At 66.6% G+C, this 23,924-nt stretch carries 24 protein-coding genes; 9 read left to right on the forward strand and 15 right to left on the reverse strand.

Annotated features, from left to right (window positions below; translation table 11 throughout):
* Positions 1–254: 254 nt before the first annotated feature.
* Positions 255–647 carry a carboxymuconolactone decarboxylase family protein gene (locus FDT80_RS00800; RefSeq protein WP_138660342.1) on the reverse strand — a complete coding sequence of 131 codons (393 nt, stop codon included), beginning with the start codon at positions 645–647 and terminating at the stop codon, positions 255–257.
* A gap of 187 nt (positions 648–834) precedes the next feature.
* Here FDT80_RS00800 and dctP point away from each other — a divergent pair, with 187 nt between their 5' ends.
* From dctP to FDT80_RS00815, 3 genes are all read left to right on the forward strand, one after another.
* A complete protein-coding gene (dctP, locus tag FDT80_RS00805) occupies positions 835–1,851 on the forward strand; it encodes a TRAP transporter substrate-binding protein DctP (protein WP_138660343.1) in 1,017 nt (338 codons plus the stop codon).
* A gap of 91 nt (positions 1,852–1,942) precedes the next feature.
* Positions 1,943–2,572 carry a TRAP transporter small permease subunit gene (locus FDT80_RS00810; protein WP_138660344.1) on the forward strand — a complete coding sequence of 210 codons (630 nt, stop codon included), beginning with the start codon at positions 1,943–1,945 and terminating at the stop codon, positions 2,570–2,572.
* A 2-nt stretch (positions 2,573–2,574) separates the two neighbouring features.
* Complete coding sequence (locus FDT80_RS00815) at positions 2,575–3,975, forward strand: TRAP transporter large permease (RefSeq protein WP_138660345.1); 1,401 nt, start codon at positions 2,575–2,577, stop codon at positions 3,973–3,975.
* Between the two features lie 177 nt (positions 3,976–4,152).
* On the opposite strand, the gene FDT80_RS00820 is transcribed toward FDT80_RS00815, so the two are convergent.
* The 5 genes from FDT80_RS00820 to pobA are packed head-to-tail and all read right to left on the reverse strand — an operon-like array spanning position 4,153 to position 7,927.
* Positions 4,153–4,983, reverse strand: coding sequence for a 3-oxoadipate:acetyl-CoA acetyltransferase (locus FDT80_RS00820; RefSeq protein ID WP_138660346.1), 831 nt, complete (start codon positions 4,981–4,983; stop codon positions 4,153–4,155).
* Positions 4,984–4,995: 12 nt separating this feature from the next.
* A complete protein-coding gene (gene pcaG, locus FDT80_RS00825) occupies positions 4,996–5,598 on the reverse strand; it encodes a protocatechuate 3,4-dioxygenase subunit alpha (protein ID WP_138660347.1) in 603 nt (200 codons plus the stop codon).
* On the reverse strand, positions 5,598–6,335 hold the full coding sequence (pcaH, locus tag FDT80_RS00830) for a protocatechuate 3,4-dioxygenase subunit beta (RefSeq protein WP_138660348.1): 738 nt from the start codon (positions 6,333–6,335) through the stop codon (positions 5,598–5,600). The genes pcaG and pcaH overlap by 1 nt, the downstream gene beginning before the upstream one ends.
* Positions 6,328–6,726, reverse strand: a complete 399-nt coding sequence (gene pcaC / locus FDT80_RS00835) for a 4-carboxymuconolactone decarboxylase (protein WP_138660349.1) — start codon at positions 6,724–6,726, stop codon at positions 6,328–6,330. The genes pcaH and pcaC overlap by 8 nt, the downstream gene beginning before the upstream one ends.
* Positions 6,727–6,757: 31 nt before the next feature.
* A complete protein-coding gene (gene pobA, locus FDT80_RS00840) occupies positions 6,758–7,927 on the reverse strand; it encodes a 4-hydroxybenzoate 3-monooxygenase (RefSeq protein WP_138660350.1) in 1,170 nt (389 codons plus the stop codon).
* A gap of 96 nt (positions 7,928–8,023) precedes the next feature.
* Here pobA and pcaQ point away from each other — a divergent pair, with 96 nt between their 5' ends.
* Positions 8,024–8,938, forward strand: coding sequence for a pca operon transcription factor PcaQ (pcaQ, locus tag FDT80_RS00845; RefSeq protein ID WP_138660351.1), 915 nt, complete (start codon positions 8,024–8,026; stop codon positions 8,936–8,938).
* Between the two features lie 20 nt (positions 8,939–8,958).
* Here the strand turns inward: pcaQ and FDT80_RS00850 are convergent, their stop codons facing one another.
* The 4 genes from FDT80_RS00850 to FDT80_RS00865 form a co-directional block, all read right to left on the reverse strand.
* Complete coding sequence (locus FDT80_RS00850; protein ID WP_138660352.1) at positions 8,959–10,041, reverse strand: AI-2E family transporter; 1,083 nt, start codon at positions 10,039–10,041, stop codon at positions 8,959–8,961.
* Between the two features lie 102 nt (positions 10,042–10,143).
* Entirely contained in the window at positions 10,144–10,569 is a 426-nt protein-coding gene (cueR, locus tag FDT80_RS00855) for a Cu(I)-responsive transcriptional regulator (RefSeq protein WP_138660353.1), read from the reverse strand.
* 10 nt (positions 10,570–10,579) lie between these two features.
* Positions 10,580–13,105 (reverse strand): heavy metal translocating P-type ATPase, encoded by a 2,526-nt coding sequence (locus FDT80_RS00860; protein WP_138660354.1) that lies wholly within the window; start codon positions 13,103–13,105, stop codon positions 10,580–10,582.
* Positions 13,106–13,222: 117 nt separating this feature from the next.
* Positions 13,223–13,699 carry a MarR family winged helix-turn-helix transcriptional regulator gene (locus FDT80_RS00865; protein ID WP_246039785.1) on the reverse strand — a complete coding sequence of 159 codons (477 nt, stop codon included), beginning with the start codon at positions 13,697–13,699 and terminating at the stop codon, positions 13,223–13,225.
* Positions 13,700–13,870: 171 nt separating this feature from the next.
* Between FDT80_RS00865 and FDT80_RS00870 the strand changes: the two genes are divergently transcribed.
* Entirely contained in the window at positions 13,871–15,052 is a 1,182-nt protein-coding gene (locus FDT80_RS00870; protein WP_138660355.1) for a 3-hydroxybenzoate 6-monooxygenase, read from the forward strand.
* 235 nt (positions 15,053–15,287) lie between these two features.
* Here FDT80_RS00870 and FDT80_RS00875 read toward each other — a convergent pair whose 3' ends face one another.
* Positions 15,288–15,929: an NAD(P)-dependent oxidoreductase gene (locus FDT80_RS00875; protein ID WP_138660356.1), complete on the reverse strand. Its 642-nt coding sequence runs from the start codon at positions 15,927–15,929 to the stop codon at positions 15,288–15,290.
* Positions 15,930–16,194: 265 nt separating this feature from the next.
* Between FDT80_RS00875 and FDT80_RS00880 the strand changes: the two genes are divergently transcribed.
* From FDT80_RS00880 to arsJ, 4 genes are all read left to right on the forward strand, one after another.
* On the forward strand, positions 16,195–17,175 hold the full coding sequence (locus FDT80_RS00880; RefSeq protein WP_138660357.1) for an NAD(P)/FAD-dependent oxidoreductase: 981 nt from the start codon (positions 16,195–16,197) through the stop codon (positions 17,173–17,175).
* An 83-nt stretch (positions 17,176–17,258) separates the two neighbouring features.
* Positions 17,259–18,107 (forward strand): arsenate reductase/protein-tyrosine-phosphatase family protein, encoded by an 849-nt coding sequence (locus FDT80_RS00885; protein ID WP_138660358.1) that lies wholly within the window; start codon positions 17,259–17,261, stop codon positions 18,105–18,107.
* A 4-nt stretch (positions 18,108–18,111) separates the two neighbouring features.
* Positions 18,112–19,113, forward strand: coding sequence for an ArsJ-associated glyceraldehyde-3-phosphate dehydrogenase (locus tag FDT80_RS00890; protein ID WP_138660359.1), 1,002 nt, complete (start codon positions 18,112–18,114; stop codon positions 19,111–19,113).
* Positions 19,110–20,348 carry an organoarsenical effux MFS transporter ArsJ gene (gene arsJ, locus FDT80_RS00895; RefSeq protein ID WP_138660360.1) on the forward strand — a complete coding sequence of 413 codons (1,239 nt, stop codon included), beginning with the start codon at positions 19,110–19,112 and terminating at the stop codon, positions 20,346–20,348. The genes FDT80_RS00890 and arsJ overlap by 4 nt, the downstream gene beginning before the upstream one ends.
* A gap of 56 nt (positions 20,349–20,404) precedes the next feature.
* Here arsJ and FDT80_RS00900 read toward each other — a convergent pair whose 3' ends face one another.
* Genes FDT80_RS00900 through FDT80_RS00915 form a run of 4 tightly spaced genes read right to left on the reverse strand, consistent with a single transcriptional unit; the run spans position 20,405 to position 23,923 of the window.
* A complete protein-coding gene (locus tag FDT80_RS00900) occupies positions 20,405–21,310 on the reverse strand; it encodes a F0F1 ATP synthase subunit gamma (RefSeq protein ID WP_138660361.1) in 906 nt (301 codons plus the stop codon).
* Positions 21,297–22,835 carry an alternate F1F0 ATPase, F1 subunit alpha gene (locus FDT80_RS00905; protein ID WP_138660362.1) on the reverse strand — a complete coding sequence of 513 codons (1,539 nt, stop codon included), beginning with the start codon at positions 22,833–22,835 and terminating at the stop codon, positions 21,297–21,299. The genes FDT80_RS00900 and FDT80_RS00905 overlap by 14 nt, the downstream gene beginning before the upstream one ends.
* The gene (locus FDT80_RS00910) at positions 22,832–23,641 is read right to left on the reverse strand and encodes a F0F1 ATP synthase subunit delta (RefSeq protein WP_138660363.1); all 810 of its coding nucleotides are present in this window, start codon (positions 23,639–23,641) and stop codon (positions 22,832–22,834) included. The genes FDT80_RS00905 and FDT80_RS00910 overlap by 4 nt, the downstream gene beginning before the upstream one ends.
* Positions 23,642–23,644: 3 nt before the next feature.
* Positions 23,645–23,923 carry a F0F1 ATP synthase subunit C gene (locus FDT80_RS00915; RefSeq protein WP_138660364.1) on the reverse strand — a complete coding sequence of 93 codons (279 nt, stop codon included), beginning with the start codon at positions 23,921–23,923 and terminating at the stop codon, positions 23,645–23,647.
* Between the last annotated feature and the right edge of the window lies 1 nt (position 23,924).

Raw genomic sequence — 23,924 nt, forward strand, 5'->3', positions numbered from 1 at the left:
GGAATAACCTACGGGAAAGTAAGGGTTTCGTTGTAAATGATTTTCCCAAAATGCCACCGATCTGTAAATCTTGGGCCAGCCTTGCGAAATTCGCCCCTGTTTTCCGCCGATTGAATGTCAACGCCGCGGCACGGTCCTTCGGCGACGGTGCGGTCGCCGCCCGAAAGGACGTTCCCCGCGGGCGTCGGCGCATCATTAGACCATAGTACGACATTTCGGGCGGGACCTGCAAAATGTCATGGCGCCTGCGGGAATCACAGCAGCCCGCGTTCGGTCAATACCTTGCGCGCGGCGCGAAAGCACTCCACGCCCTGCGGCACGCCGCAATAGATCGCGACCGCATGGACGGCCGCGCGGATTTCCTCGGTGGTGCAGCCGTTGTTCAGCGCACCGTGACAGTGCAGTTCCCACTCGTGCATCTTGCCGAGCGCGCCCAGCATCGCGAGGTTCATCAGGCTGCGCGTCTTGGGCGGGATCGCCTCGTCGCCCCAGCCGAAACCCCAGCACCACGCCGTCATGGCCTCCTGGAAGGGGCGGTTGAAATCGTCGGCGGCGTCCAGGCTGGCCTCGACATACTCCGCCCCCAGGGTCGCCTTGCGCTGCATCAGCCCCTTTTGGAACAGGTCCTCGTCGAACAGGTCGGTCATGCGGTGTCCTTTCGTGCGCTGTCCGCCACGCTAGGGCCGCGTGGCACCGCGATCAAGCGGGCGTTGCACCGGTGCACCGCGCTGCCGCCATCGGCGCGCACATCTCGGGGGTTGGCACCGGACGGCAGCTTGGATACGTTGCGTCAAGCGCGCCCGGATCCAGCGGCGTGCAACAAGGGAGAATGACATGAACACCTATCTGTCCGGCGCCGCCATCGGCGCCCTGAGCCTCGCATTCGTGACCGAGGCGGCCGCAACCGAATGGAACGCCTCCGTCTGGGGCAAACGCCGCGCCTTCACCGAGCACGTCGAGAAGATCGCCGAGCTGGTATCGGAAAAGACCGGCGGCGAATTCACCATCAACGTCAGCTACGGCGGTCTGAGCAAGAACACCGAGAACCTTGACGGCATTTCCATTGGCGCCTTCGAGATGGCGCAGTTCTGCGCGGGCTACCATGCCGACAAGAACCCGTCGATCACGGTTCTGGAACTGCCCTTCATCGGTGTGAACACGCTTGAAGAAGAAGTTGCCGTCAGCCACGCGGTCTATGATCACCCCGCCGTGCAGGCCGATCTGGCGCGCTGGAACGCCAGGCTGCTGATGACCTCGCCCATGCCGCAATACAACCTGGTCGGCACCGGCGAGCCGCGCGACGAGCTGGCCGAATTCGAAGGCATGCGCGTGCGTGCCACCGGCGGTCTGGGTGCCGCCTTTGAAACCGTGGGCGCCGTGCCGACGTCGGTCACCGCGACGGAAGCCTACAACGCGATGGAATCGGGGGTCGTCGATACCGTCGCCTTCGCTCAGCACGCCCACCTCAGCTATGGCACGATCAACAAGGCCGACTGGTGGACTGCCAACCTGAACCCCGGCACGGTGAACTGCCCCGTCGTGGTCAATACCGATGCCTACGACGCCCTGTCAGATGCCGAGCGCGAGGCGCTCGACAGCTCCGTGGACGAGGCGATCGAGCATTACCTCGCCAACTACGCGGAACTGCTCAAGCGCTGGGATACCATCCTTGAGGAGAAGGGCGTCGAGAAGGTCATGTTCAGTGACGAGACACTGGCGGAGTTCCGGGCCAAGGCCGCCGATCCGGCGCGCGCGGCATGGATCACCGACATGGAAGCCAAGGGCATTCCGGGCCAAGAGCTTTATGACCTGGTCATGAGCACGCTCGAAGCCAAGCGCGCCTCCAACTAAACGCGCACGTCGTTGGCGGACCCCGGAGCGTATCGCCCCGGGGTCCGCCGGCGGTCCCCCCTCACACTTTCACCCTCAAAGGAGTTGCCCCATGGCCGGATCCTCCGCCGTGCTGGAAGATGGCAGCCTGCTCAGTCGCCTCGACCGCGGCTTGCTGCGTGTTGAACGGGTCTTTGCCCTGGTCTCGGGTCTCGCGGTCTTTTCGCTGATGTTTCTTGCGGCCTATTCGGTGACGGGGCGCAAGTTTTTCGCCTCTCCCATGCCGGGATACGTCGACTGGATCGAGGCGGCGATGCCGCTGATCGCCTTCATGGGCGTCTCCTACACGCAACGCAGCGGCGGCCATGTCCGCATGGACATCCTGATCGGCAAGCTTCGGGGCCGCGCCCTCTGGGCGGCTGAAACCCTCTCGGTCGTGCTGATCCTTTTGCTGATGATCGCACTGGTCTGGGGATCCTGGGCGCACTTCCAGCGCAGCTTCGATTTCGCCGCGCCGCTGTGGAGCCGTGACAGCTCCATCGACATCGGGCTGCCGATCTGGCCTGCGAAACTGATGGCGCCGCTGGCGTTCTCGGTCCTGTGCCTGCGGCTGGTGCTGCAGATCTGGGGCTATGGCCGGGCGCTGGTGCTGGGCCTCGACAACCCGGTCGCCGTGCCCATGGTGCAGGACGCGGCGGCACAAGCAATGGCGGAAGCCGAACATCTGGACGGGCGGGACTGACTATGGAACCCATTGATATCGGCCTTTGGGTCTCCGGCGGCATGCTCGTCATGGTGGTGCTTGGAATGCGCGTGGCCTTTGCCGCGGCGATGGCGGGGCTCGTGGGCCTGATCTGGATCTTCTGGGCCAAGAAGGGCATGCAGTGGTCCGAACTGGACTGGGCGCTGACGGTCGCGATCAAGACGGCGGGGCAGGTGCCCCACTCCAAGGTCGCAAGCCAGACGCTCAGCCTCATCCCGACCTTCATCCTCATCGGCTTCCTGGCCTATTACGCCGGCCTGACGCGGGCTCTCTTCGAGGCGGCGAAACGGTGGATCGCCTGGGTGCCGGGGGGGCTCGCGGTCTCCACGGTCTTTGCCACGGCGGGCTTTGCTGCGGTGTCGGGCGCCTCCGTGGCCACGGCGGCGGTCTTTGCCCGCATCGCCATCCCCGAGATGCTGAAAATCGGCTACAACAAGCAGTTCGCGGCCGGCGTCGTCGCGGCGGGGGGAACGCTGGCCTCGCTCATCCCGCCCTCGGCGATCCTCGTGATCTATGCCATCATCGTCGAACAGGACGTCGGCAAACTGCTGCTCGCGGGTTTCATTCCCGGCGCGTTTTCGGCCTTCATCTACGCGGTGCTGATCGTGGGCATCGCGGTGATCTTCAAATCCGTGGGCCCGCCGGTCACCGGCTTCACCTGGCGTGAACGCTTCGCCTCGCTGCCCGCGGCGCTGCCTATCCTGGCGGTCGTGGTGATCATCATCTTCTTCGTCTACAACCCCTTCGGCGACGCCTGGGGCACCCCGACCGAAGGTGGCGCGGTGGGCGCGTTCATCGTGTTCCTGATGGCGCTGTTTCGCGGCATGCGGTGGGCCGAACTCAAGGACGCCCTGCTGGAAACCGCCAAGCTCACGGTGATGATCTTCACCATCATCTGGGGCGTGCTGGTCTATGTGCGCTTCCTGGGCTTCGCCGACCTGCCGGGCGCGTTTTCCGATTGGATCACCTCGATCGAGGCATCGCCGATGCTGATCCTGGTGTGCATCCTGCTGGCCTATGCCGTCCTCGGCATGTTCATGGATGCCATCGGCATGCTGCTCCTGACCCTGCCGGTGGTCTACCCGGCGGTCATGGCGCTCAACGGCGGCGAATACGTGACGGCCGCCGACAGCGCCTTCGGCATGGATGGCACCAGCTGCGCGATCTGGTTCGGGATCCTGGTGGTCAAGATGGCGGAATTCTGCCTCATCACACCCCCCATCGGCCTAAATTGTTTCGTGGTCGCCGGCGTGCGCGACGATATCAGCGTGCAGGATGTGTTCCGCGGCGTGATGCCCTTCTTCATCGCCGATGGCGTCACCATCGCGCTGCTGGTGGCCTTCCCCGCCATCGTGCTCTACCTGCCCAGTCTCGCGGGCTGATATCCAGCAAAATGGGGGCGTGCGCTGCTCGACGTGATGCGCGCGCCCCCTGTCTTCAGGCTTCTTTGGGTTCAAAATACTCCCGCCGGAGGCTCCGGCGCCAGCAACCCGCGCCACCGGCCTGGCCGCTGGGCGCACCGGCCTGTCACATCGCGTCGGTGCGCGGCGCGCCGCGGCTCAGGCCGGGCGCAGCCCCAGGATCTCGCGCGCCTGCGCCACGGTCGCCACCGGGCGGTCGTACCTGGCGCAGATCTCCGCCGTCCGGCCCACAAGCGCCGCGTTCGAGGGCGCCAGCGTCTCGCGGTCCCAGCGGATGTTGTCCTCCAGCCCGGTGCGCGCATGCCCGCCCGCGGCCACGGCCCAGTCGTTGACCACGGCCTGGCCCGCGCCGACGCCCGCCGCACACCACGGCGCGCCGGGAAACAGCCGTTCGACCGTCTCGACGTAGAAATCGAACACGTGGCGATCCACCGGCATCGCGTTCTTCACCCCCATCACGAACTGCACATAGGGCGTATGCTTGATCTTGCCCTCGCGGTGCAGCCGTGCGGCCTGCAGGATATGGCTCAGATCGAAGGCTTCGATTTCGGGTTTCACGTCGTATTTGATCATCTCGGAGGCCAGCCAGTCGATCAGCTCGGGCGGGTTTTCATAGACCCGTGTGGGAAAGTTGTTCGACCCCACCGAAAGCGACGCCATGTCGGGGCGCAGCGGCAGCATCCCGCCGCGCGCCTGACCCGCGCCCGACCGCCCGCCGGTGGACAGTTGGATGATCATGCCGGGGCAGTGTTTCTCCACGCCTTCCTTCAGCGCCGCGAACCTGTCGGGATCGGACGTGGGCTTGCCCTCGTCGTCGCGCACATGGGCGTGACAGATTGTGGCGCCGGCCTCGAATGCGGCCTGCGTGCTCTCGATCTGTTCGGGGATCGTGACCGGCACCGCAGGGTTGTCGGCCTTGGTCGGCACGGATCCGGTGATCGCGACGCAGATGATGCAGGGGTGTGTCATGGCGGTGGCCTTTCAGATGTCCAGAAACACGGTTTCATCGGGTCCCTGAAGATAAATGTCAAAGCGGTAGGCCTCCGCACCATCCCGGCGCGCGATCAGCGTGGCCACCCGCGCGCGATGCTCGATCCGCGCCAGCAGCGGATCGGCGTCGTTGGCCGCGGCCTCGTCGGGAAAGTACATCCGGGTCTGCAGACCGGTGTTGATGCCGCGCGCCACGATCCAGAAGGTGATGTGCGGCGCCTGCATCCGGCCGTCGGCGGTGGGCACCGCGCCGGGCATGACCGTCTCAAAGCGGAACTCGCCCGTGTCCATGTCGCCCGCGCTGCGGCCCCAGCCGGTGAAATTCGGATCCGCGTCGCCGCGCGTTTCCTGCGCCGAGCGAAACAACCCGTCGCCATCGGCCTGCCAGATCTCCACCATCGCGTCGCGCAGGACCTGCCCCATGCCGTCATGCACGGCACCGGTCACGGTGATCTCGCGGCCCTTCACGGGGCCGGTCTTCATCGTCGCGCCGGGATCGGCCCGGTACACGCTGGTGATCCCGGTCACATTCGGCGTGCAGCCGATGTGCACATAGGGCCCTGCGGTCTGGCTCGGTGTTTCCTTCAACGTCATCACAGCCCCTCCATCCGGTTTTCGAACAGGGTCTGGCGGCGTCCGCGCAGCACGATGTCGAAGGAATAGGCGCGCGCGTCCATCGGCAGGCTGCGGTCCATGTCCAGCGGCGCGATCAGGCGTCTGACGGCCTCGGGATCGGCGATTGCGCCCACGATGGGGCAGCGCCATATCAGGGGATCGCCCTCGAAATACATCTGCGTGATCAGCCGCTGGGCAAAGCCCGCCCCGAACACGCTGAAATGGATATGCGCGGGCCGCCAGTCGTTCACCCCGTTGGGCCAGGGATAGGGGCCGGGCTGCACGGTGCGGAATTCGTACCGCCCCTCGGCATCGGTGATCACCCGCCCGCAGCCGCCGAAATCGGGATCCAGCGGGGCAAGGTAGCCTTCCTTCTTGTGGCGATACCGGCCGCCGGCGTTGGCCTGCCATACCTCCAGCAGGGCGCCGGGCACGGGGCGGCCCGATTGGTCGATCACGCGGCCCTGCACCACGATGCGCGGGCCGATCGCCGACCGGCCGTCGGCGGCGAAGTTATGGATCAGGTCGTGGTCCAGCGGGCCCAGCATGTCATGGCCGAAGACCGGGCCGGTTTCCTCTCCGGGGCCGGAGGGAAAGGACAGGAGCGCGGCCTGCGGGCTGCGCTTGACGCTGGTCTTGTAGGCCGGGTGCAGGGCGGCGGGGTGTTGGCCTGCGTCGCGCGCGATATATCCCGCAAGCCGGGGCGTGTCAGCCATTGTCACCCTCCATCTCCATCTTGGTCCAGGTCTTCTTGGCCAGCTTGATCGCGTGATTTGCTCGCGGCACCCCGGCATAGACCGCCACGTGCATGAACGCCTGGATGACGTCCTCTTGGCTGGCGCCGGTATTGGCGCAGGCGCGGATGTGCATCGGGATTTCCTCGAAATTGCCGGTGGCGGCCAGCAGCGCCAGCGTCAGCATGGACCGCTCGCGCAGCGGGATCGCGTCATCGGCCCACAGCGTGCCCCAGGCGCCTTCGGTGATCATCTGCTGAAAGGGCGCATCCAGAGGTGTCTTGCCCGCCTCGGCGCGGTCCACATGCGCGTCCCCCAGCACGGCGCGCCGGATTTGCATGCCCTTGCTGTGGCGGTCTGCGGTCTGGCTCATCTGTCGGTGTCTCCCAATGCGGCGGGTGCGTTCAATACGGCAAGCCCACGTAATTTTCCGCCATCGCCTGCTGTGCGGCGGCGTTGCTGCGCAGAAATGCCAGTTCCGCCTGCTGCATCCGCAGATCAAAGGGGCTTTGATCCGGATAGCGGTGCATCAGCGACGAGAACCACCAACTGAACCGTTCTGCCTTCCAGACGCGGGCCAGCGCGCGGTCAGAATAGCTGTCTATGCCTTCCGAATTGCCGGTCTCGTAGAACTGGCGCAGCCCGGTGTAAAGATAATGCACATCCGATGCCGCGGTATTCAAGCCCTTGGCGCCGGTCGGCGGTACGATATGTGCCGCATCGCCGCACAGGAACAACCGCCCCCAGCGCATCGGTTCGGTGACGAAGGACCGCAGGGGGGCGATGGATTTCTCGATCGAGGGGCCGGTGACGAGCTGCTCGGCCCGATCGCGCGGGATGCGCCGCTTGAGTTCCTGCCAGAATGCCTCGTCGGTCCAGTCCTTGGGGCGGTCGGACATCGAGCACTGGATGTAGTACCGGCTGAGGTTGTCGTTGCGCATCGAACACAGGGCGAAACCACGTTCGGAATTGGCATAGATCAACTCGTGGCTGACGGGCGGCGTCTCGGACAGGATGCCAAGCCAGCCGAAGGGATAGACCTTTTCGTATTCGGTCCGCAGGTCCAGCGGAATGGTCTGGCGGCTGACGCCGTGAAAGCCGTCGCACCCCGCGACGAAATCGCAGTCGATGCGCCGGGCGTCGCCGCCGACCTCGTAGGTGACACTGGGCGTGTCGGTGTCCGCCCCATGAATCGCCACGTTCTCGACGTTGAATTCGATCACGCCATCGGCGGCCTCGCGCGCGGCATAAAGGTCGCGGGTCACTTCGGTCTGGCCATAGACCATCACGGGTGTGCCCGTCAGCTTGGCGAAATCGATGCGGAACGTTTCATCGCCGTAGGAAATCAGCGTGCCGTCATGGCGTAGCCCTTCGGCCTTCATGCGGGCATCGACGCCGGCCTCGGCCATCAGCCCCAGCAACCCCTGCTCCAGCACGCCCGCGCGGATGCGCCCCAGCACGTAATCCTTTGTCTTGCGCTCGAGCACGATGCTGTCGATGCCGCGCACGTGCAGCAACTGCGATAACAAAAGCCCCGATGGACCACCACCGACTATGACCACCTGAGTTTGCATCCCGTCACCTTTCACTGGCCTCGGTTGATCATTGTATGATCTTTAGTGGCAAGTAAAATGCGATATTTGCAAAATACATACCAAACGGGATAAGTCATGATCGACCGGCGGATCAAACTGCGTCATGTGGAGACATTCGTGGAGATCGCCCGCCGCGGCAGCCTCAAGGAGGCCGCGCGGGCGCTGAACCTGACGCAACCGGCGGTGTCGCGCACCCTCAAGGAACTTGAGCAGGCGCTTGGGACGACCCTGATGGCGCGCAACCGGGGTGGCGTGTCGCTGACACCGCAGGGCGAGGTGTTTCGCCAGCATGGCGATATCGCGCTGGCCGCGCTGGGGCAGGCGGTGCGCATGGCCGATCAATCGTCGGCGCAGAGCGGCAGCATCGCGGTGGGGGCCCTGCCAAGCGTGGCGGCCCACGTGCTGCCCCGCGCGTTGATGACGCTGGCGGCCCGCGCGCCGGGCACGCAGGTGCGCGTGACCGATGGGCCGCATGGCTATCTGGTTGAGCAGTTGCGCACCGGCGAGTTGGATATCGTCGTGGGTCGTCTGGGCGCGCCCGACACCATGCGCGGGCTGAGTTTCACCCAGCTTTATACCGAACACGTCGTGATCGCCGCCGCCGCGGGGCATCCGCTGGCGGGGTGTTCGCACCTGGCGGACCTGGCGGCGCATCCGATCATCTACCCCTCTGAGGACGCGGCGATCCGGCCGCTGGTGGACCGCCAGTTTCTGGCCGCGGGCATCAGCACGCTGCCCAACCGCACCGAGGCGATCAGCCACGCCTTCGGCCGGTCCATGACGCTCGAGACGGGAACGCTGTGGCTGATTTCGCAGGGGGTCGTGGCCAATGACGTGGCGGCGGGGCACCTTATCGTCTTGCCGGTGGACATGTCGCTGACCGCCGGGCCGGTGGGCATCATGACCCGCGCCGAAGAGGACGCGAGCCCGATCATGCGGCTGCTCCGCAGTGCGCTGTTCCGCGCCGTGGACGGTCTGAACCTCGGCTAGGCCGGCATCGGTCCCGCGGCTCAGGCTTCGGTGGTGCGGGCGGAGTCGGCCCTGTCGTCGGATTTCGACAGGAAATTCCCGACGGTGTGCAGTTGCTCGAAATTCTCGCACACGACTTTGAACACCACCAGGAACGGCACCGCGATCAGCGCCCCCGCGATGCCCCAGAGCCAGCCCCAGAACACCACCGTCAGAAACACCGCCACGGTGTTCAGTTCAAGACGCCGGCCCACGAGATAGGGCGTGACAAGCTGCCCTTCGATCCCGGTCATGACCTGGTAACCCAGCGGGGCAAGTAGGGCAAAGGACAGGCTGTCGAACGCGGTGATCGCATATGCGCCCACCATGATCGTGCCGACAAAGCCGCCGACATAGGGCAGGAAGTTCAGCAAGAACGCCGCAACGCCCCAGATGTATCCGCTCTCCAGTCCCAGCAGGGTCAGATAACTGCCGATGGCAAGCCCCAGTCCCGCGTTGATCAGCGTGATGGTCAGCAGATAGCGCGACACCCGTCGTTCCACATCATAAACGGCCGACAGTGCGCGCTTCTTGCCCGACATCGTCGGGATGGCCTTGACCAGCTTGACGTAGAACATATCGCCCGACGCCAGCAGGAACAGCGCCAGAACCAGCGTCACGGCGATCGTGGCGCCGACATTCGTGACCGTGTCCATCGCGTTGTCGATCAGGCTGGGTTGCTTGATCACCACCTCCTGCACCCGCGACGTGGCGCTTTCGCCGATCTTCTCGACCTGTTCCGATGCCTCGCGCACGGTCTCGACGGTCTGGACGACCCCGCGCAGCTTGCGCTGGATCTCGCGGCCCATCGCCGGCGCCTCATTCGCCCAGCTTGCAACCGTTCCGGCGGAAAACACGACGACCAACGTCACCGAAAGCGCGGTCGCCCCGATCAGCAGTATGGCAGAGACCGCGTGGGGAATGCCGATCCGGTTCAAGCCGCGCGACACCGGGCTGAGCGTCAGCGCCACCAGAAATCCGAGCAAGACCGGCAGCAGCATGTCCTTGGCGAAATACGCGGTGGAAAAAAGCCCCAGCAGAACAAGAATTTGCAAGGCGCGCCGAATTCCGGCCAAGTGTTCCATTCGGTCCCCTCAAGGCCGATCCGTCCGGCCTGACTGGGGTAAACGCAATCCTGCGACCAAAAGTTCCACCCGGCGGCCTAGAAATCATGGCCGCCGGATGGATCATGCGCCGCGGTTGCCTGCCGCGTCCGCTTGGGCCGGCCCCGAGCTTTCGAGGGTCTTGAGGATCGGGCAATCGGGGCGCTGGTCGCCGGCGCAGTCGCGCACCAGCGTGGCCAGCGTATCGCGCATCTCCTGAAGGTCGGCGATCTTGGTCTCGATCCGGGTCAGGTGGTCCTTGGCGATGGCGCGCACATCCGCGCTGGCGCGATCCTGGTCCTCCCACAGCGCCAGCAGGGTGCGGCAGTCCTCGATGGTGAAACCCAACGCGCGGGCGCGGCCCAGAAAGGCAAGCTTGTGCATGTCGCCCAGATCGAAGGCGCGGTAGCCATTGGTGTCGCGCTGCGGTGTGATCAGGCCGATATCCTCGTAATAGCGGATCGTCTTGGGCGGCAGGCCGCAGCGTTTGCTCACGTCTCCGATGTTCATCGCGATACTCCTAGTGCGCGTGCGCGGGGCGGTGATGCCCGGCCCGCGCCGGGGGCGCGGGCGGCGTGCGCGGGGCGGCGCCCGCCGGTTTGATCCAGCGCAGCCGAAGGGCATTCGACAGCACGAAGATGCTGGACAGGGCCATCGCGCCGGCGGCCAGCGCGGGCGACAGCAGCAGCCCCGACAGCGGATAGAATACGCCCGCCGCCACCGGGATCAGCAGCGCGTTGTAGCCGAAGGCCCAAAACAGGTTCTGGCGGATGTTGCGCATCGTGGCCTTGCTGACGTGCAGTGCATTGACCACCCCCCGCAGATCGCCTGACATCAGCACCACGTCGGCGGCCTCGATCGCGACGTCGGTGCCGGTTCCGATGGCGATGCCCACATCGGCGCTGGCCAGCGCGGGCGCATCGTTGATCCCGTCGCCGACGAACGCCACCCGGACGCCGCCTTCTTTCAGGCGGGCGATGACATCGACCTTGCCGTCGGGCAGGACCTCTGCCCGGACGGTGTCGATGCCCAGTTCCCGCGCGATGGCCTCTGCCGTGGCCCGGTTGTCGCCGGTGATCATCGCCACCTTCAGGCCGAGGTCATGCAAGGCGGCGATCGCCTGTGGCGTGCCCGGCTTGATCGGGTCGGCCACGGCGATCACGGCGGCCAGCCGCCCGTCGATGGCGGCGAAAAGCGGCGTCTTGCCTTGCGTTCCGAATGCGGCGGCGGTCGGGGCCAGATCGCCAAGGTCGATCCCCTCGCGCGTCATAAGCCGGTCCGCGCCGACCAGGACCTGCCGCCCGTCGACGGTCGCGATCACGCCATAGCCGGTGATCGCGTCGAAGTTCTCGGGCGCGGCGGGCGCCAGGCCGTCGGCTTCGGCCTTTCGGACGATGGCCTGCGCGATCGGATGCTCGGAACTGGCCTCGACCGAGGCCACGAGCCGCAGCACCTCGGCCGCGTCGAAGCCGTTGGCCGTCTGCATGTCGGTCAGTTCGGGGCGGCCCTGGGTCAGCGTGCCCGTCTTGTCGAGCGCGACGGTGCGCACGCCGTGAAGCGATTGCAATGCGTCGCCTTGCCGGAACAGCACCCCAAGTTCGGCGGCGCGCCCCGTGCCCACCATGATCGACGTCGGCGTGGCAAGACCCATCGCGCAGGGGCAGGCGATGATCAGCACCGCGACCCCCGCCACCAACGCAAAGCTGAGCGCGGGATCGGGGCCAAAGACCAGCCAGGCCACGACCGTCACCCCGGCCACGGCCATCACGGCGGGCACGAACCACAGGGTGATGCGGTTCACCAGGTCCTGGATGGGCAGCCGCGCGCTCTGTGCCTCTTCGACCATGCGGATGATCTGCGACAGCATCGTGTCGTCGCCCACCTTGGTGGCCCGCACCACCAGCGCGCCGGTGCCGTTGATCGTGCCGCCCACGACCTCTGCGCCATCCGCCTTTTCGACCGGCACGGGTTCGCCGGTGATCATGCTTTCATCGACATAGGACGCGCCCTTGATCACCGCGCCGTCGGTGGCGATCTTTTCGCCCGGACGGATATGCAGGATGTCGCCGGTCACGATGTCCTCGACCGGAACATCTACGACCGCGCCGTCACGCTCCACCCGCGCGGTTTTCGCGCGCAGGCCCAGCAGCTTGGTGATGGCGGCGCCGGTGCGGCCCTTGGCGCGCGCCTCCAGATACCGGCCCAGCAGGATCAGCGTGACGATCACCGCCGCCGCCTCGAAATACACCACCCGTGTGCCCTGCGGCAGCACCCCCGGCGCAAACGTCGCCACCACCGAAAACCCCCATGCCGCCGAGGTGCCAAGCGCCACCAGCGAATTCATGTCGGGCGCGCCCTTGACCAAGGCGGGCCATCCCTTGAGGAAGAACTGCCGCCCCGGCCAGGCCAGGACGATCGTGGTAAGGACAAACTGGATCAGCCAGCTGGCCTGCGTGCCGATGCTGCGCACGATCAGATGGTGCAGGTCGGGAATGACATGAGCGCCCATTTCCATCACGAAAACAGGCAGCGTCAGCAGCGCCGCGATCAGCGTCATGCGGCCCAGGTGCGTCCGCTCGGCGGCCTTGCGGTCTTCGGCCGGGGCGGCGGCACTGCCGGGCTGGTCGGCGGAGGCCGCGGGATAGCCCGCCTCGGTGCTGGCCGCGATCACCGCCGCCAGCGACGTGACCTCCGGCAGAAAGCTGACCGTGGCCTCCTCTGCCGGCAGGTTGACCGTCGCCGTCACGACGCCGGGATGCGCCAGCAACGCGCGCTCCACCCGCCCGACGCACGAGCCGCAGGACATATTCTCGATGGCCAGGCGGTGCTGTTGCGTGACCGCAGGATAGCCCGCATCGGCGAGTGCCGCGACCAGGGCGGCCGGTGTGGCGGGATCGTGGAAAACCACCCGTGCCGTTTCCGAGGCGAGGTTGGCATGGGCGTTGACAACGCCATCCACGGCGGTCAGCGCCGCCTCCACGCGCGCCACGCAAGACGCGCAGGTCATGCCATCAATGGCAAGGGTCAGTGAGATGTCGCGGGTCATCGTATCGTCCTCTGATCGTGGGGCGGATCGTCTTCCATGACCCTATATGGGGCTTCCATCAACTGGAAGGTCAAGAGCGCCCTCACATTCGCGCGACCGGGGCCGCCGAAATGCCGGTCACTCGGGGTCTTTCGGTCTCAGGGGCGCGCGGCTCAGGTGATTTCCTTGCGCGGTCATCTTGCCGGCAAGGCGCAGGAACTCCCGCGCCTCGGGGGCGGACAGACCGGCGAGGATGTCGCCCTGCATCTCTGCCACGACCGGCGCCAATCGCTCCAGCAGCGCCGCACCGGCGGGCGTCAGCGACACCGCCCGCGCGCGCCTGTCGCGCGGGCTGATGACCCGGCTGACCAGTTTCTTGGCCTCGAGCCGGTCGATGACGCCACCGATCGTGGCACGGTCATAGGCGATCAGCCCGGCCACACCGGCCTGATCGATCCCCGGATTGGCCTTGATCGCGTTCAGGGCCGCGAACTGCACCGAGGTCAGATCGACGCCCTGCGCCTTCATCCGGGTCTGAAAAACCGAGGTTGAAATCTGGTGCAACCGCCGGATCAGATGTCCGGCCATGCCGTAGATGTCGGGGGAAGGGGTCATGTTGCCTGTCCTTGTCCGTGTGTCGCCTGCGCGCCGCAACCAGCGCGGCGCCGGGCCGCCCTGTCATATCGTTGGCTGTAAGTATACATACCATATTGACCGGTGCAAAATATATGTATACTTACTTGTTGCCTGATCAGACAGGGCGCCGCATCCGGGGGGGAGAGGACAATGACAGATCATCCGATACTGGTCGCAGGTGGCGGGATCGGCGGTTTGGCGACCGCCGCGGGCCTTGCGCAGAAGGGGCTGCGATCCGTCGTCGTGGAACAGGCGTCGGACCTGCGCGAGATCGGCGCGGGCATCCAGATCGGTCCGAACGCGTTTCACTGTTTCGACACCCTCGGCGTGGGCCAGACGATGCGCAGGGGGGCCGTCTATATCGACGCGCTGCGCCTGATGGACGCCCGGTCCGGCGAGGAAATCACCCGGATCCCGCTGGGCGAGGATTTTCGCGCCTATTTCGGCAACCCCTATGCGGTCATCCACCGTGCCGATTTGCACAGGGTCCTGCTGGATGCCTGCATCGCATCGCCGCTGGTCGAGATCCGCACCGCGCACCGCGTGACCGGATACAGCCAGGAGGGCACGAAGACGCGCCTGCATATCGACGGCCAGCACGACATCACAGGTGCCGCGGTGATCGGGGCGGAAGGGTTGCATTCGCCCATCCGCAGCCAGATGATCGGCGACGGGCCGCCCCGGATTTCGGGCCACACGACCTATCGGTCGGTCATTCCGGCCGACCAGATGCCGCAGGACCTGCGCTGGAACGCGGCGACGCTCTGGGCGGGTCCGAAGTGTCATATCGTGCATTATCCCCTGAAGGGCGGCAAGATGTACAACCTCGTGGTGACCTATCACCGCGATCTGCAGGAGGCGGTGGCCGGACGCCCGGTCAGCCGCGACGAAGTCATGCAGGGCTTCGAGCACATCGCGCCGCGCGCGCAGAAGATCATCGAACATGGCGACAACTGGAAGATGTGGGTGCTGTGCGACCGCGACCCGATATCGAACTGGGTCGATGGCCGTGTGGCGCTGCTTGGCGACAGCGCGCACCCGATGTTGCAGTATTTCGCCCAGGGCGCCTGTATGGCGATGGAGGACGCCGTGTGCCTGTCGCATTGCTTTGCCGAAGGCGGCCCGGTCGAGGATGTGCTGCTGCGCTATCAGCAGAAGCGGCTGGTGCGCACGGCCCGCGTGCAGATGAACAGCCGTCTTATCGGCGACTACATCTACCATCCCGACGACGCCAAGGCCGCCGTGCGCGATCACGTGATGAAGGGCATGTCGCCCGAGGACTGGTGCCGTCAGTTGAATTGGCTCTACGGCTCCAACGGGCTGGAGAACTGACGGGGTCGAGGCACCAAGGCCCAAGGACCGCTGCGTTGGGGCATGGCCACTTGCGGGGCTTTCGGCACGGCCGACGGCTGGCGGGTCGGCGGGAATTTTCGTCAGCGCGCGCGCAGGATTACGGTAAGCGTGCCAGCACGGTTTATTTAGCGTGCCAGCACGGTTTTATTTAGCGTGCCAGCACGGTTTGTTTAGCGTGCCAGCACGGTTTGTTTAGCGTGCCAGCACGGTTTGTTTAGCGTGCCAGCACGACATCCGACCTGAGATCCAGCCCCTCCACCACCGCATCCACCAGATAGCCCGCGACATCCGCGCGGGGCACAAGGCCATTGCGCCACTGCGATGGATCGCGCAGCACGCGCACCCGGCCCGAGGCCGCGCCGTTGGTCAGGATCACGGGCCGCACGATCGTCCAGTCCAGATCGCTCGCCATGATCATCTCCTCCTGACGGTCCTTGTCGGCATAGGGCTTGCCGAGGATCGCGCGGTGGCCCAGGCGCTCGACGCGGCTCATGGCCTGCGCGCTGCGCCCCGCGCCGAACCCCGTCACCGCCACCAGCCGTTCGATCTGCGCGCGCGTCATCGCGTCCAGCAGCACGCGGGTGGTCTCGGAAAACAGCGTCTCCTCCTCCCACAGCATCGACAGGCGTTCGCGGATGCCAAGCGCATAGATCACCGCCGCAGCACCACGCAGGGCGCGGTCCACGTCCTTCGGGTTGCGCGCATCGCCGGGGCAGAGCTCAAGGCCGGTCGCGGGGTCCATGCTGTCCGCGCCGCGGGCAAAGGCGCGCACCGCGAGGCCGCGCGACAGCGCGTCCGTGACGGCCAGCGCGCCGATGCCCGACGTGGCCCCCATGATGACGATGGGCGCACTCATCGCGGCGCCCTGCCGTCGGGCGCGCGCGCAGCGGTCTGCGGGGCGAAAAAGCGATCTGTGGTGGTCATCGATGCCGGTCCTGTCGTTCTTGGTTGCACTCGAATGACCAACATAGGGCGCCGCGCGCGCGTGTCGCTTGGAAACCGGCGGTATCGGCATGATCCGGGTCCGACCGTCCGGCGCTGCGGACCGCGACCTTGGCCTTGCACCTTTGGCGCGCTATGTGATTGGCGGACTTGCAAAACCACAGGATCGGACGCCCGCCATGCCCCATATCGCCATTATCGGAGCCGGCCTGTCCGGCCTGCTGCTCGCGCACCGGCTGAGCGATCATGCGCAGGTCACGGTGATCGAGAAATCGCGCGGCGTGGGTGGGCGCATGTCCACCCGCCGCGCCGATGCCTACCGCTTCGATCACGGGGCGCAGTACATGACGGCCCGCGGCGCCGAGTTCCGGGCGTTTCTGGACAGCCACCTGGAGGCCGGCCATGTCGCGCGCTGGTCGCCCAGGCTGATCTCCTTGCCCGATGACGGGGCAGGGGCGGCACGGTCGTGGACCGCCCCGCGCTATGTGGCGCAGCCCGGTATGAACAGCCTGTGCAAGGCGATGGCGGAGGGCCACGCGATCCGTCTGGGGATCGAGGTCGCGACGGTGACGCGCAAAGGCGAGGCTTGGGCGCTTGGCGATACGTCGGGCGATGCCATCGGCACCTTCGACTGGGTGCTCAGCACCGCCCCCTCGGTGCAGACGCAACGCCTGCTGCCGCAAGGCTTTTCGGGTCAGGGCGCGCTGGCGGCGGCGCGGATGATGGGCTGCTACAGCCTGATGATCGGCCTTGCCCGTCCGCTGGATTTGACCTGGGACGCGGCCGAGGTGCGCGATGCGCCGCTGGCATGGATCGCGGTGAATTCCGCCAAGCCGGGGCGCGAGGGGCCGCAATCGATCCTGTGCCAGACGTCGAACGCCTGGGCCCAAGACAATCTGGACCGCGATCAGGCGCAGGTGCGCGCCGAGGTGCTGGAGTGCTTCGAGCAGGTGACCGGGCTTGCGGTCGGCACCCCTCAGTACCTCGCTCTACACCGCTGGCGCTATGCGAGCGTGGCGCGCGACGCGGGCCAGCCCTATCTGCTGGACGCGGCGGCGGGGTTGGCGGCCTGCGGCGACTGGTGCGGCGCCGGCAAGGTCGAGGCGGCCTTTGACAGCGCATCGGGGCTGGCGCGGGCGATCGCGGATCATATCGGCTGACCGGTCCCGAGGTCCGCCGCGGCGGTCGGTGTTTTACAAAACCTTCATTTGCCGGCTCGCCCTGTTTCACCTATCCGTGAAATATGGAATTTGACCTGACCGAGAGACTGTCCGCCCTGAGCCACCCGCAGCGCATGGGGATTTTCCGGCTCTTGATGCGGCGCTGCCCCGATGCCCTGCCCGCGGGGGAAATCGCCGCCGCACTGAACCTCAAGCCCAGCACCGCGTCGGTGTACCTGTCGGCCTTGACGCGCGCCGGTCTGATCACCCAAAGGCCCGATGCGACCCGTCTTTTGTATGCCGTGAACCTCGACACCGCGCGCGCGGTCGTGTCCGACCTCTTCGCCGGGTGCTGCAACGGGCGTGCCGATCTTTGCCCGCCGGGGCTCGCCGATCCTTTGACGCCGATGGCGCCGATGGCCGATGGACAGAAATACAATGTCCTGTTCGTGTGCACCGGCAACTCCGCCCGGTCGATCTTTGCCGAAACGCTTGTGCGCGATCTTGCGGGCGACCGGTTCATCCCGTTCTCGGCCGGGATCCGCCCGCAGTCCCGGCTGAACCCCTATGCGGTCGAACTGTTGCAGGCCACGGGCCACGACACTGCCCCCTTGCGGCCCAAGGCCATCGCGGCGTTCCGGGCGGGTGACGCGCCGGAGATGGATTTCGTCCTGACCGTCTGCGACCGCGCCGCAAACGCGCCGTGCCCGCCCTGGCCGGGACGACCCGTGTCGGGCCACTGGGGTGTGCCCGACCCGGTCAAGACACAAGGCACCGAAGCGGACAGGCGCCTGGCCTTCGATCACGCCTATGGCGCGCTGCGCAACCGGATCGGCGCCTTCGCGGCCCTGTCGCCTGAGCGTCTCGACCGTGCCTCCCTTCAACGGCGGATCGACGAGATCGGCAAAATGCCCTGCGCAGAGGAAACCTGACCCCATGACAACCTACGCCATCAACGGCCTTGGCCGCATCGGAAAGCTGGCCCTGCGCCCGCTGTTGGAGCGCGGCGCGAAGATCGCTTTCGTCAACGATGCCCTGGGCGACCCGGCGATGCATGCGCATTTGCTGGAATTCGATTCCGTGCACGGCCGCTGGCCCGCGACCTTCGCCAGCGACGACACGTCGATCACCATCGACGGCACCCGGATTCCGGTGACGGCCACCCGCAACCTGGGCGACCTGCCGCTTGCCGGCGTCGATGTGATGATCGACTGCACCGGCGCCTTCAAGACCGAGGCCAAGCTGGCCCCCTATTTCGAGGCCGGCGTGAACAAGGTCGTTGTCTCGGCCCCGGTCAAGGATGGGCCGACCGCCAATATCGTCTACGGCGTGAACCACGACAGCTATGATCCGCAGGCGCACCGGATCTTGACGGCGGCCAGTTGCACGACCAATTGCCTTGCCCCGGTGGTCAAGGTGCTGATGGAGGGGATCGGCATCCGCCACGGGTCGATCACCACGATCCACGACGTGACCAACACCCAGACCATCGTGGACCGGCCCGCCGCAGATCTGCGCCGCGCGCGGTCCGCGCTGACCAACCTCATTCCCACGACGACAGGCTCGGCTACGGCGATCACGCTGATCTATCCCGAACTGGCCGGCAAGCTGAACGGCCATGCCGTGCGTGTGCCGCTGCTGAACGCCTCGATCACCGATTGCGTGTTCGAAATGGCGCGCGACACGACCGTGGAGGAGGTCAACGCACTCTTCAGAGCGGCGGCGGAGGCCGGGCCACTCAGGGGTATCCTCGGCTATGAGGAGCGCCCGCTGGTGTCATCCGATTACACCAACGATCCGCGCAGCGGCATCGTCGATGCGCTGTCCACGATGGTGGTCAACGGCACCCAGCTCAAGGTCTATGCGTGGTACGACAATGAAATGGGCTATGCCCACCGGCTGATCGACGTGGCGATGATGGCGGGCGGGCGCCTGTGACACGGCCCGCCGGCTTTGCCGCCTATGCCACCGTGACGGCGGCCTATTGGGCGTTCATGCTGACCGATGGCGCGTTGCGGATGCTGGTGCTGCTGCATTTTCACACGCTGGGGTTTTCGCCGGTGCAACTGGCCTATCTGTTCGTGCTCTATGAAATCGCGGGCGTGGTCACCAACCTGTCGGCGGGGTGGATCGCTGCGCGTTTCGGTCTCAGCTTCACGCTCTATGCCGGGCTGGGGTTGCAGGTGGCGGCGCTGATCGCGCTGGCGCAGCTTGACCCCGGCTGGGGTATGACCGCGTCGGTGGTGTTCGTGATGCTGGTGCAGGGCGTGTCGGGCGTGGCCAAGGATCTGGCCAAGATGAGCTCCAAAAGCGCGGTCAAGCTGCTGGCCCCGGCGCAGGCGGGTGGCCTCTTTCGATGGGTGGCGCTGCTGACCGGCTCCAAGAACGCGGTCAAGGGGGCTGGCTTTCTGCTGGGCGCGGTGGCGCTGGGGGCGGTGGGGTTCGTGCCCTCGGTGCTGGCGATGGCCGGGATCCTGGCGGTGATCCTGGTGGCGACGATGCTGGGCATGCCGCCCGGCCTGCCGATGGGCCGCAAGGATGCCAAGGTCTCCGAAGTGTTGTCGGGCAACAGCAACATCAACTGGCTCAGCCTGGCACGCATGTTCCTGTTCGGCGCGCGCGACGTGTGGTTTGTCGTGGGCATCCCGGTCTATTTCTACGCGGTGCTGTCGGATGGCTCTCAGGCGGGCAACCGCGCGGCCTTTTTCACCATCGGCAGCTTCATGGCGGGCTGGACGATCCTCTATGGCTTTGTCCAGGGCTATGCGCCCCGGTTGCTGCGCGCGTCCGGCCGCAGCCGTTCCGACCTGCTGGGGCAGGCGGTGCTGTGGGTCGCGGCGCTCGGCGCGGTGCCGTTTGCCCTGGCCCTTGCGCTGTGGATCGCGGGCACGCCATCGCCAGCGTTGACGGGCGCGATCATCGCCGGATTGCTGGTCTTCGGGGCGATATTCGCCGTCAATTCGTCGCTGCATTCCTATCTCATCCTGTCATTCACCGACGCGCGGCGGGTCACGATGGATGTGGGCTTCTACTACATGGCCAATGCCGCGGGCCGCCTGCTGGGCACGCTGCTTTCGGGGCTGAGCTACCAGCTTGGCGGACTGGCGCTGTGCCTGTGCGTCGCCGGGATCATGGTGCTGGGCAGTTTTCTCGGCATTCGCAAGGTCGCGTGACGGGCGCGCGTTCTTGACCGGTGTCATCCGCGCCGCCGTGTGGCGCGCGCCGGTCGTCAGTCCTGCGTACTGACCGCTTCGAAACCCGAGATCACATCCATCAGTTCGCGGGTGATCGTTTCCTGCCGCTTGCGACGATAGGCCGACGTCAGATCATCGCGCCGCTCCTGTATGTTGCGCTCGGCGGTCTGCATCGCGGCAAGCCGGGTGGCGTGTTCGCTGGCCAAAGCCTCGGCAAGGGCGCGATAAATCAGCACGAAAAGCCGTTGCTGGACCAACCAGGACACCAGCGCGGCCGGCGCCATGCGATAGCAGGGCAATCCGCGCCCCGGCCACGGCCTGTGCATCACCTCGTGCAAGGTACCGGCGGCAAGCGGCAGCAGCTTGCGTTCCACCGGAACGGCGCGCGCCGGACCGTCGCGGCGGTTGTGCACCAGGCGCACGGTCGAGATGTCGGTCTCGCGGGTCCAGCGATCGATGGCGACGATCACCCGCTGCACCACCGGGGTCAGCCCGCCGACGCCGCCGGGCAGGGCCAGCAGGGTGTCGGGTGCGTGGCCCGAAGACGTCAGCCGCGCCGCGGCGCGCGCCCCGATCACCGCCAAAAGGCCGCCGCCCCGCGCGGCGTGGTGCCCGCCGGCGCGGCCCAGGCGGTCCAATGCGAACCGCGTGATCGTCTCGTTGTAGCGCCCGCACAGGCCACGGTCGGATCCGATCACGATCAGCGCCGCGCCGCCGCCGTCGTCCGCCGCATGATGCGGCAGCGCAAGGCCCTGTGCGCGGCGATCGTGCAGCACGGCCATCAGCCCCATTTCGATCGTGCCCTCGTAATCGGCAAGCGCGGCTTCGGCCTGTTCGTACTGGCGGATGCTGGCCGCCGACAACGATTTCATCGTGCGCACGATCGACTGGATGTCGCGGGTGGTCCGCAGCGCGTCCGTCAGCCCCTCAAGCGTCTCCATCCGCGCGCCCCCCGGTCCGCTGGTCCAGCGCCTGCCGCATCGTGTCCAGCAGAAGGTCGCGATCGTCGCCGGACAGGGGCTTGCCCGTCTCGATGTCGGCGCACAGGTCGGGCAGGCTGTCCCTCGCGGCCTGCTGCGCGGTGGCCTCCGCGCTGGCCACATCCTCGGGGTCCAGATCGTCGAACAGCCCGGCCGTCGCCGCCAGCAGCCCGGCGATCTGGTCCGGCACCGGCAGCAGGTCGTGTTCGCCCTGTCGCAGAACCGCGCGCACCCGCTGCCCGCGGGCCAGCTTCCGGCGGGTTTCGTCGTCAAGTTGCGTGCCGAACCGCGCAAAGCTCTCCAGTTCCTCGAATTGCGAATACATCAGCCTGAGGCTGCCGGCGACGCTGCGAAAGGCGGGCAATTGCGCCTTGCCGCCCACGCGGCTGACCGACGTGCCGATGTCGATCGCCGGCAGGTGGCCCTTTTCGAACAGATCGGGCGACAGGTAGATCTGGCCATCGGTGATCGAGATCAGGTTGGTGGGGATGAAGGCCGAGATGTTCTGTGCCTGCGTTTCGACGATCGGCAGGGCGGTGATCGACCCGCCGCCATGTTCGTCGCGCAACCGCGTCGCGCGTTCCAGCAGGCGCGAGTGGATATAGAAGATATCGCCCGGATAGGCCTCGCGGCCCGGCGGGCGGCGCAGCAGCAGCGACAATTCGCGGTAGGCCCGCGCGTGGCGGGTCAAATCGTCGTAGACGATCAGCGCATCGCGGCCCTGGGCCATGAAATGTTCCGCCATCGTGGTCGCGGCATAGGGGGCGATGAATTGCAGTCCCGGCGCGTCGTCGCCGCCCGCCACGACCATGATCGTGCGCGCCATCGCGCCGCTGTCGCGCAGGCTCTTGAGGACGCGGGCAACGGCGGACGCGCGTTGACCGATCGCGCAGTAGATTGAAATGACGCCACTGTCGCGCTGGTTCAGGATCGCCTCGACGGCGATTGTGGTTTTCCCGGTTTGCCGGTCGCCGAGGATCAGTTCGCGCTGCCCCCGGCCCACGGGGATCGCGGCGTCCACCGCCTTGATGCCGGTCTGCAGCGGGACACTGACGGGCGCGCGGTGCATGATGGGCGGGGCAGGCCGTTCCACCGGGTGCCTGTCGGCGGCGTCGATCCGGCCGCCGCCGTCGATGGGACGCCCCAGGCCATCGACGATCCGGCCCAAAAAGGCGTCTCCGACCGGGACATCGACCACGCGACCGGTCCGACGCACCGGATCGCCGGGCCGCAGGCGGTCGGTGTCGCCCAGCACGATGACCCCGATCCGGCCCGGCCGCAGGTTCGATGCGATGCCCATCACGTCATCGGCAAAGCGCACGAGTTCGTCGGCGTGCAGATCGGTGAACCCCGCGACCTGCGCCACGCCGCTCGCGACCGACAGGATCCGCGCGATTTCGCCCGTCTCGACCGATGGCGCGATCTGCGTCAGCGCCGTGTCGAGCGGGGCGAAAAGGTCGTGCGTGAGGTCGTGTATCGATGTCATACCGGTTCGTGTTCCCTATCCTGCGGTGCCGCGCGGTCGGGGGTGTGCGCGCTGGTCTCGAGCACCTCGTCCAGCGTGGTGTCGAGCCGCCTGAGATATGTCTCCGCCGTCCAGTCGATCGTCTGCTCGGCGATGGTCATGCGGACGCCCATGAGAATATCCGCCGCGACGCCGTATTCGATGTCTATCCGTGCCGACAGGATCTGGTGCAGCGCCCGCGTGACCCGCGCCTTGGCCGACGGATCCAGCGCGAGGCCGGTTTCGATGCGCGCCGGCGCGTGGGCGTGGCGGGCGGCGCGGATCAGCGTGTCGCGCGTTTCCTCGTCGAGGTCGTGCAACCGGCGCAGGAAGGTTTCGGCGATACGGTTCGACAGATCGCTTTGCGCATAATCGGCCAGGATGCGCCGGGTGATCTCGACGACGCGGTGTCCGGCCTCCTTGCGCAGCGCGCGGGCGAATTCCTCGCGTTCCTGAAGCAGGTGATCGTGCCAGGCGGTGCGTTTTTGCTGGATCTCGGCCCGCAGGTCGTTCTCCAGCGTCTCGCGCAGGGATGCGGCATGCTGGCGCGCGTCGTCGAGGATCTGCTCTTTCGATGCGTCGAGCGCGTCTTTCTGATCCTGCAACGCCCGCGCATCCTCCTCCGCCTCGGCGCGGGCGGCCCTGGCCTCCGACAACCGCTGTTCGATCCGCGCCTCCCGGCGTTGCATCGCCTGCGTGATGGGTCGGTACAAGAACCGTTGCAGCAGCCAGACAAGCGCAAGGAAATTGACGATTTGCGCGGCGACGGTCAGCCAGTCGATCTGCACTGGTCAGCCTCCTGCGGGTTGGGTCACCAGATCGGTGAAGGGATTGGCGAAGATGAGGATCATCGCGACCACGAAGCAATAGATCGCGGTTGATTCGATCATCGCGAGGCTGACGAACAGCGTGCGGGTGATGGTGGCCGAGGCATCGGGCTGCTGCGCCAGTGCCTGAAGCGCCTGCGAGGCCGCGCGCCCCTCGGCCAGGGCCGGGCCGATCGATCCTATCGCGATGGTCAGCCCGGCGGTCAGGATCGAAACCGCGGCAATCAGGGTGTCAGCGTCCATG

This window comes from Sulfitobacter sabulilitoris, assembly GCF_005887615.1.
Taxonomy (GTDB): Bacteria; Pseudomonadota; Alphaproteobacteria; order Rhodobacterales; family Rhodobacteraceae; genus Sulfitobacter_E; species Sulfitobacter_E sabulilitoris.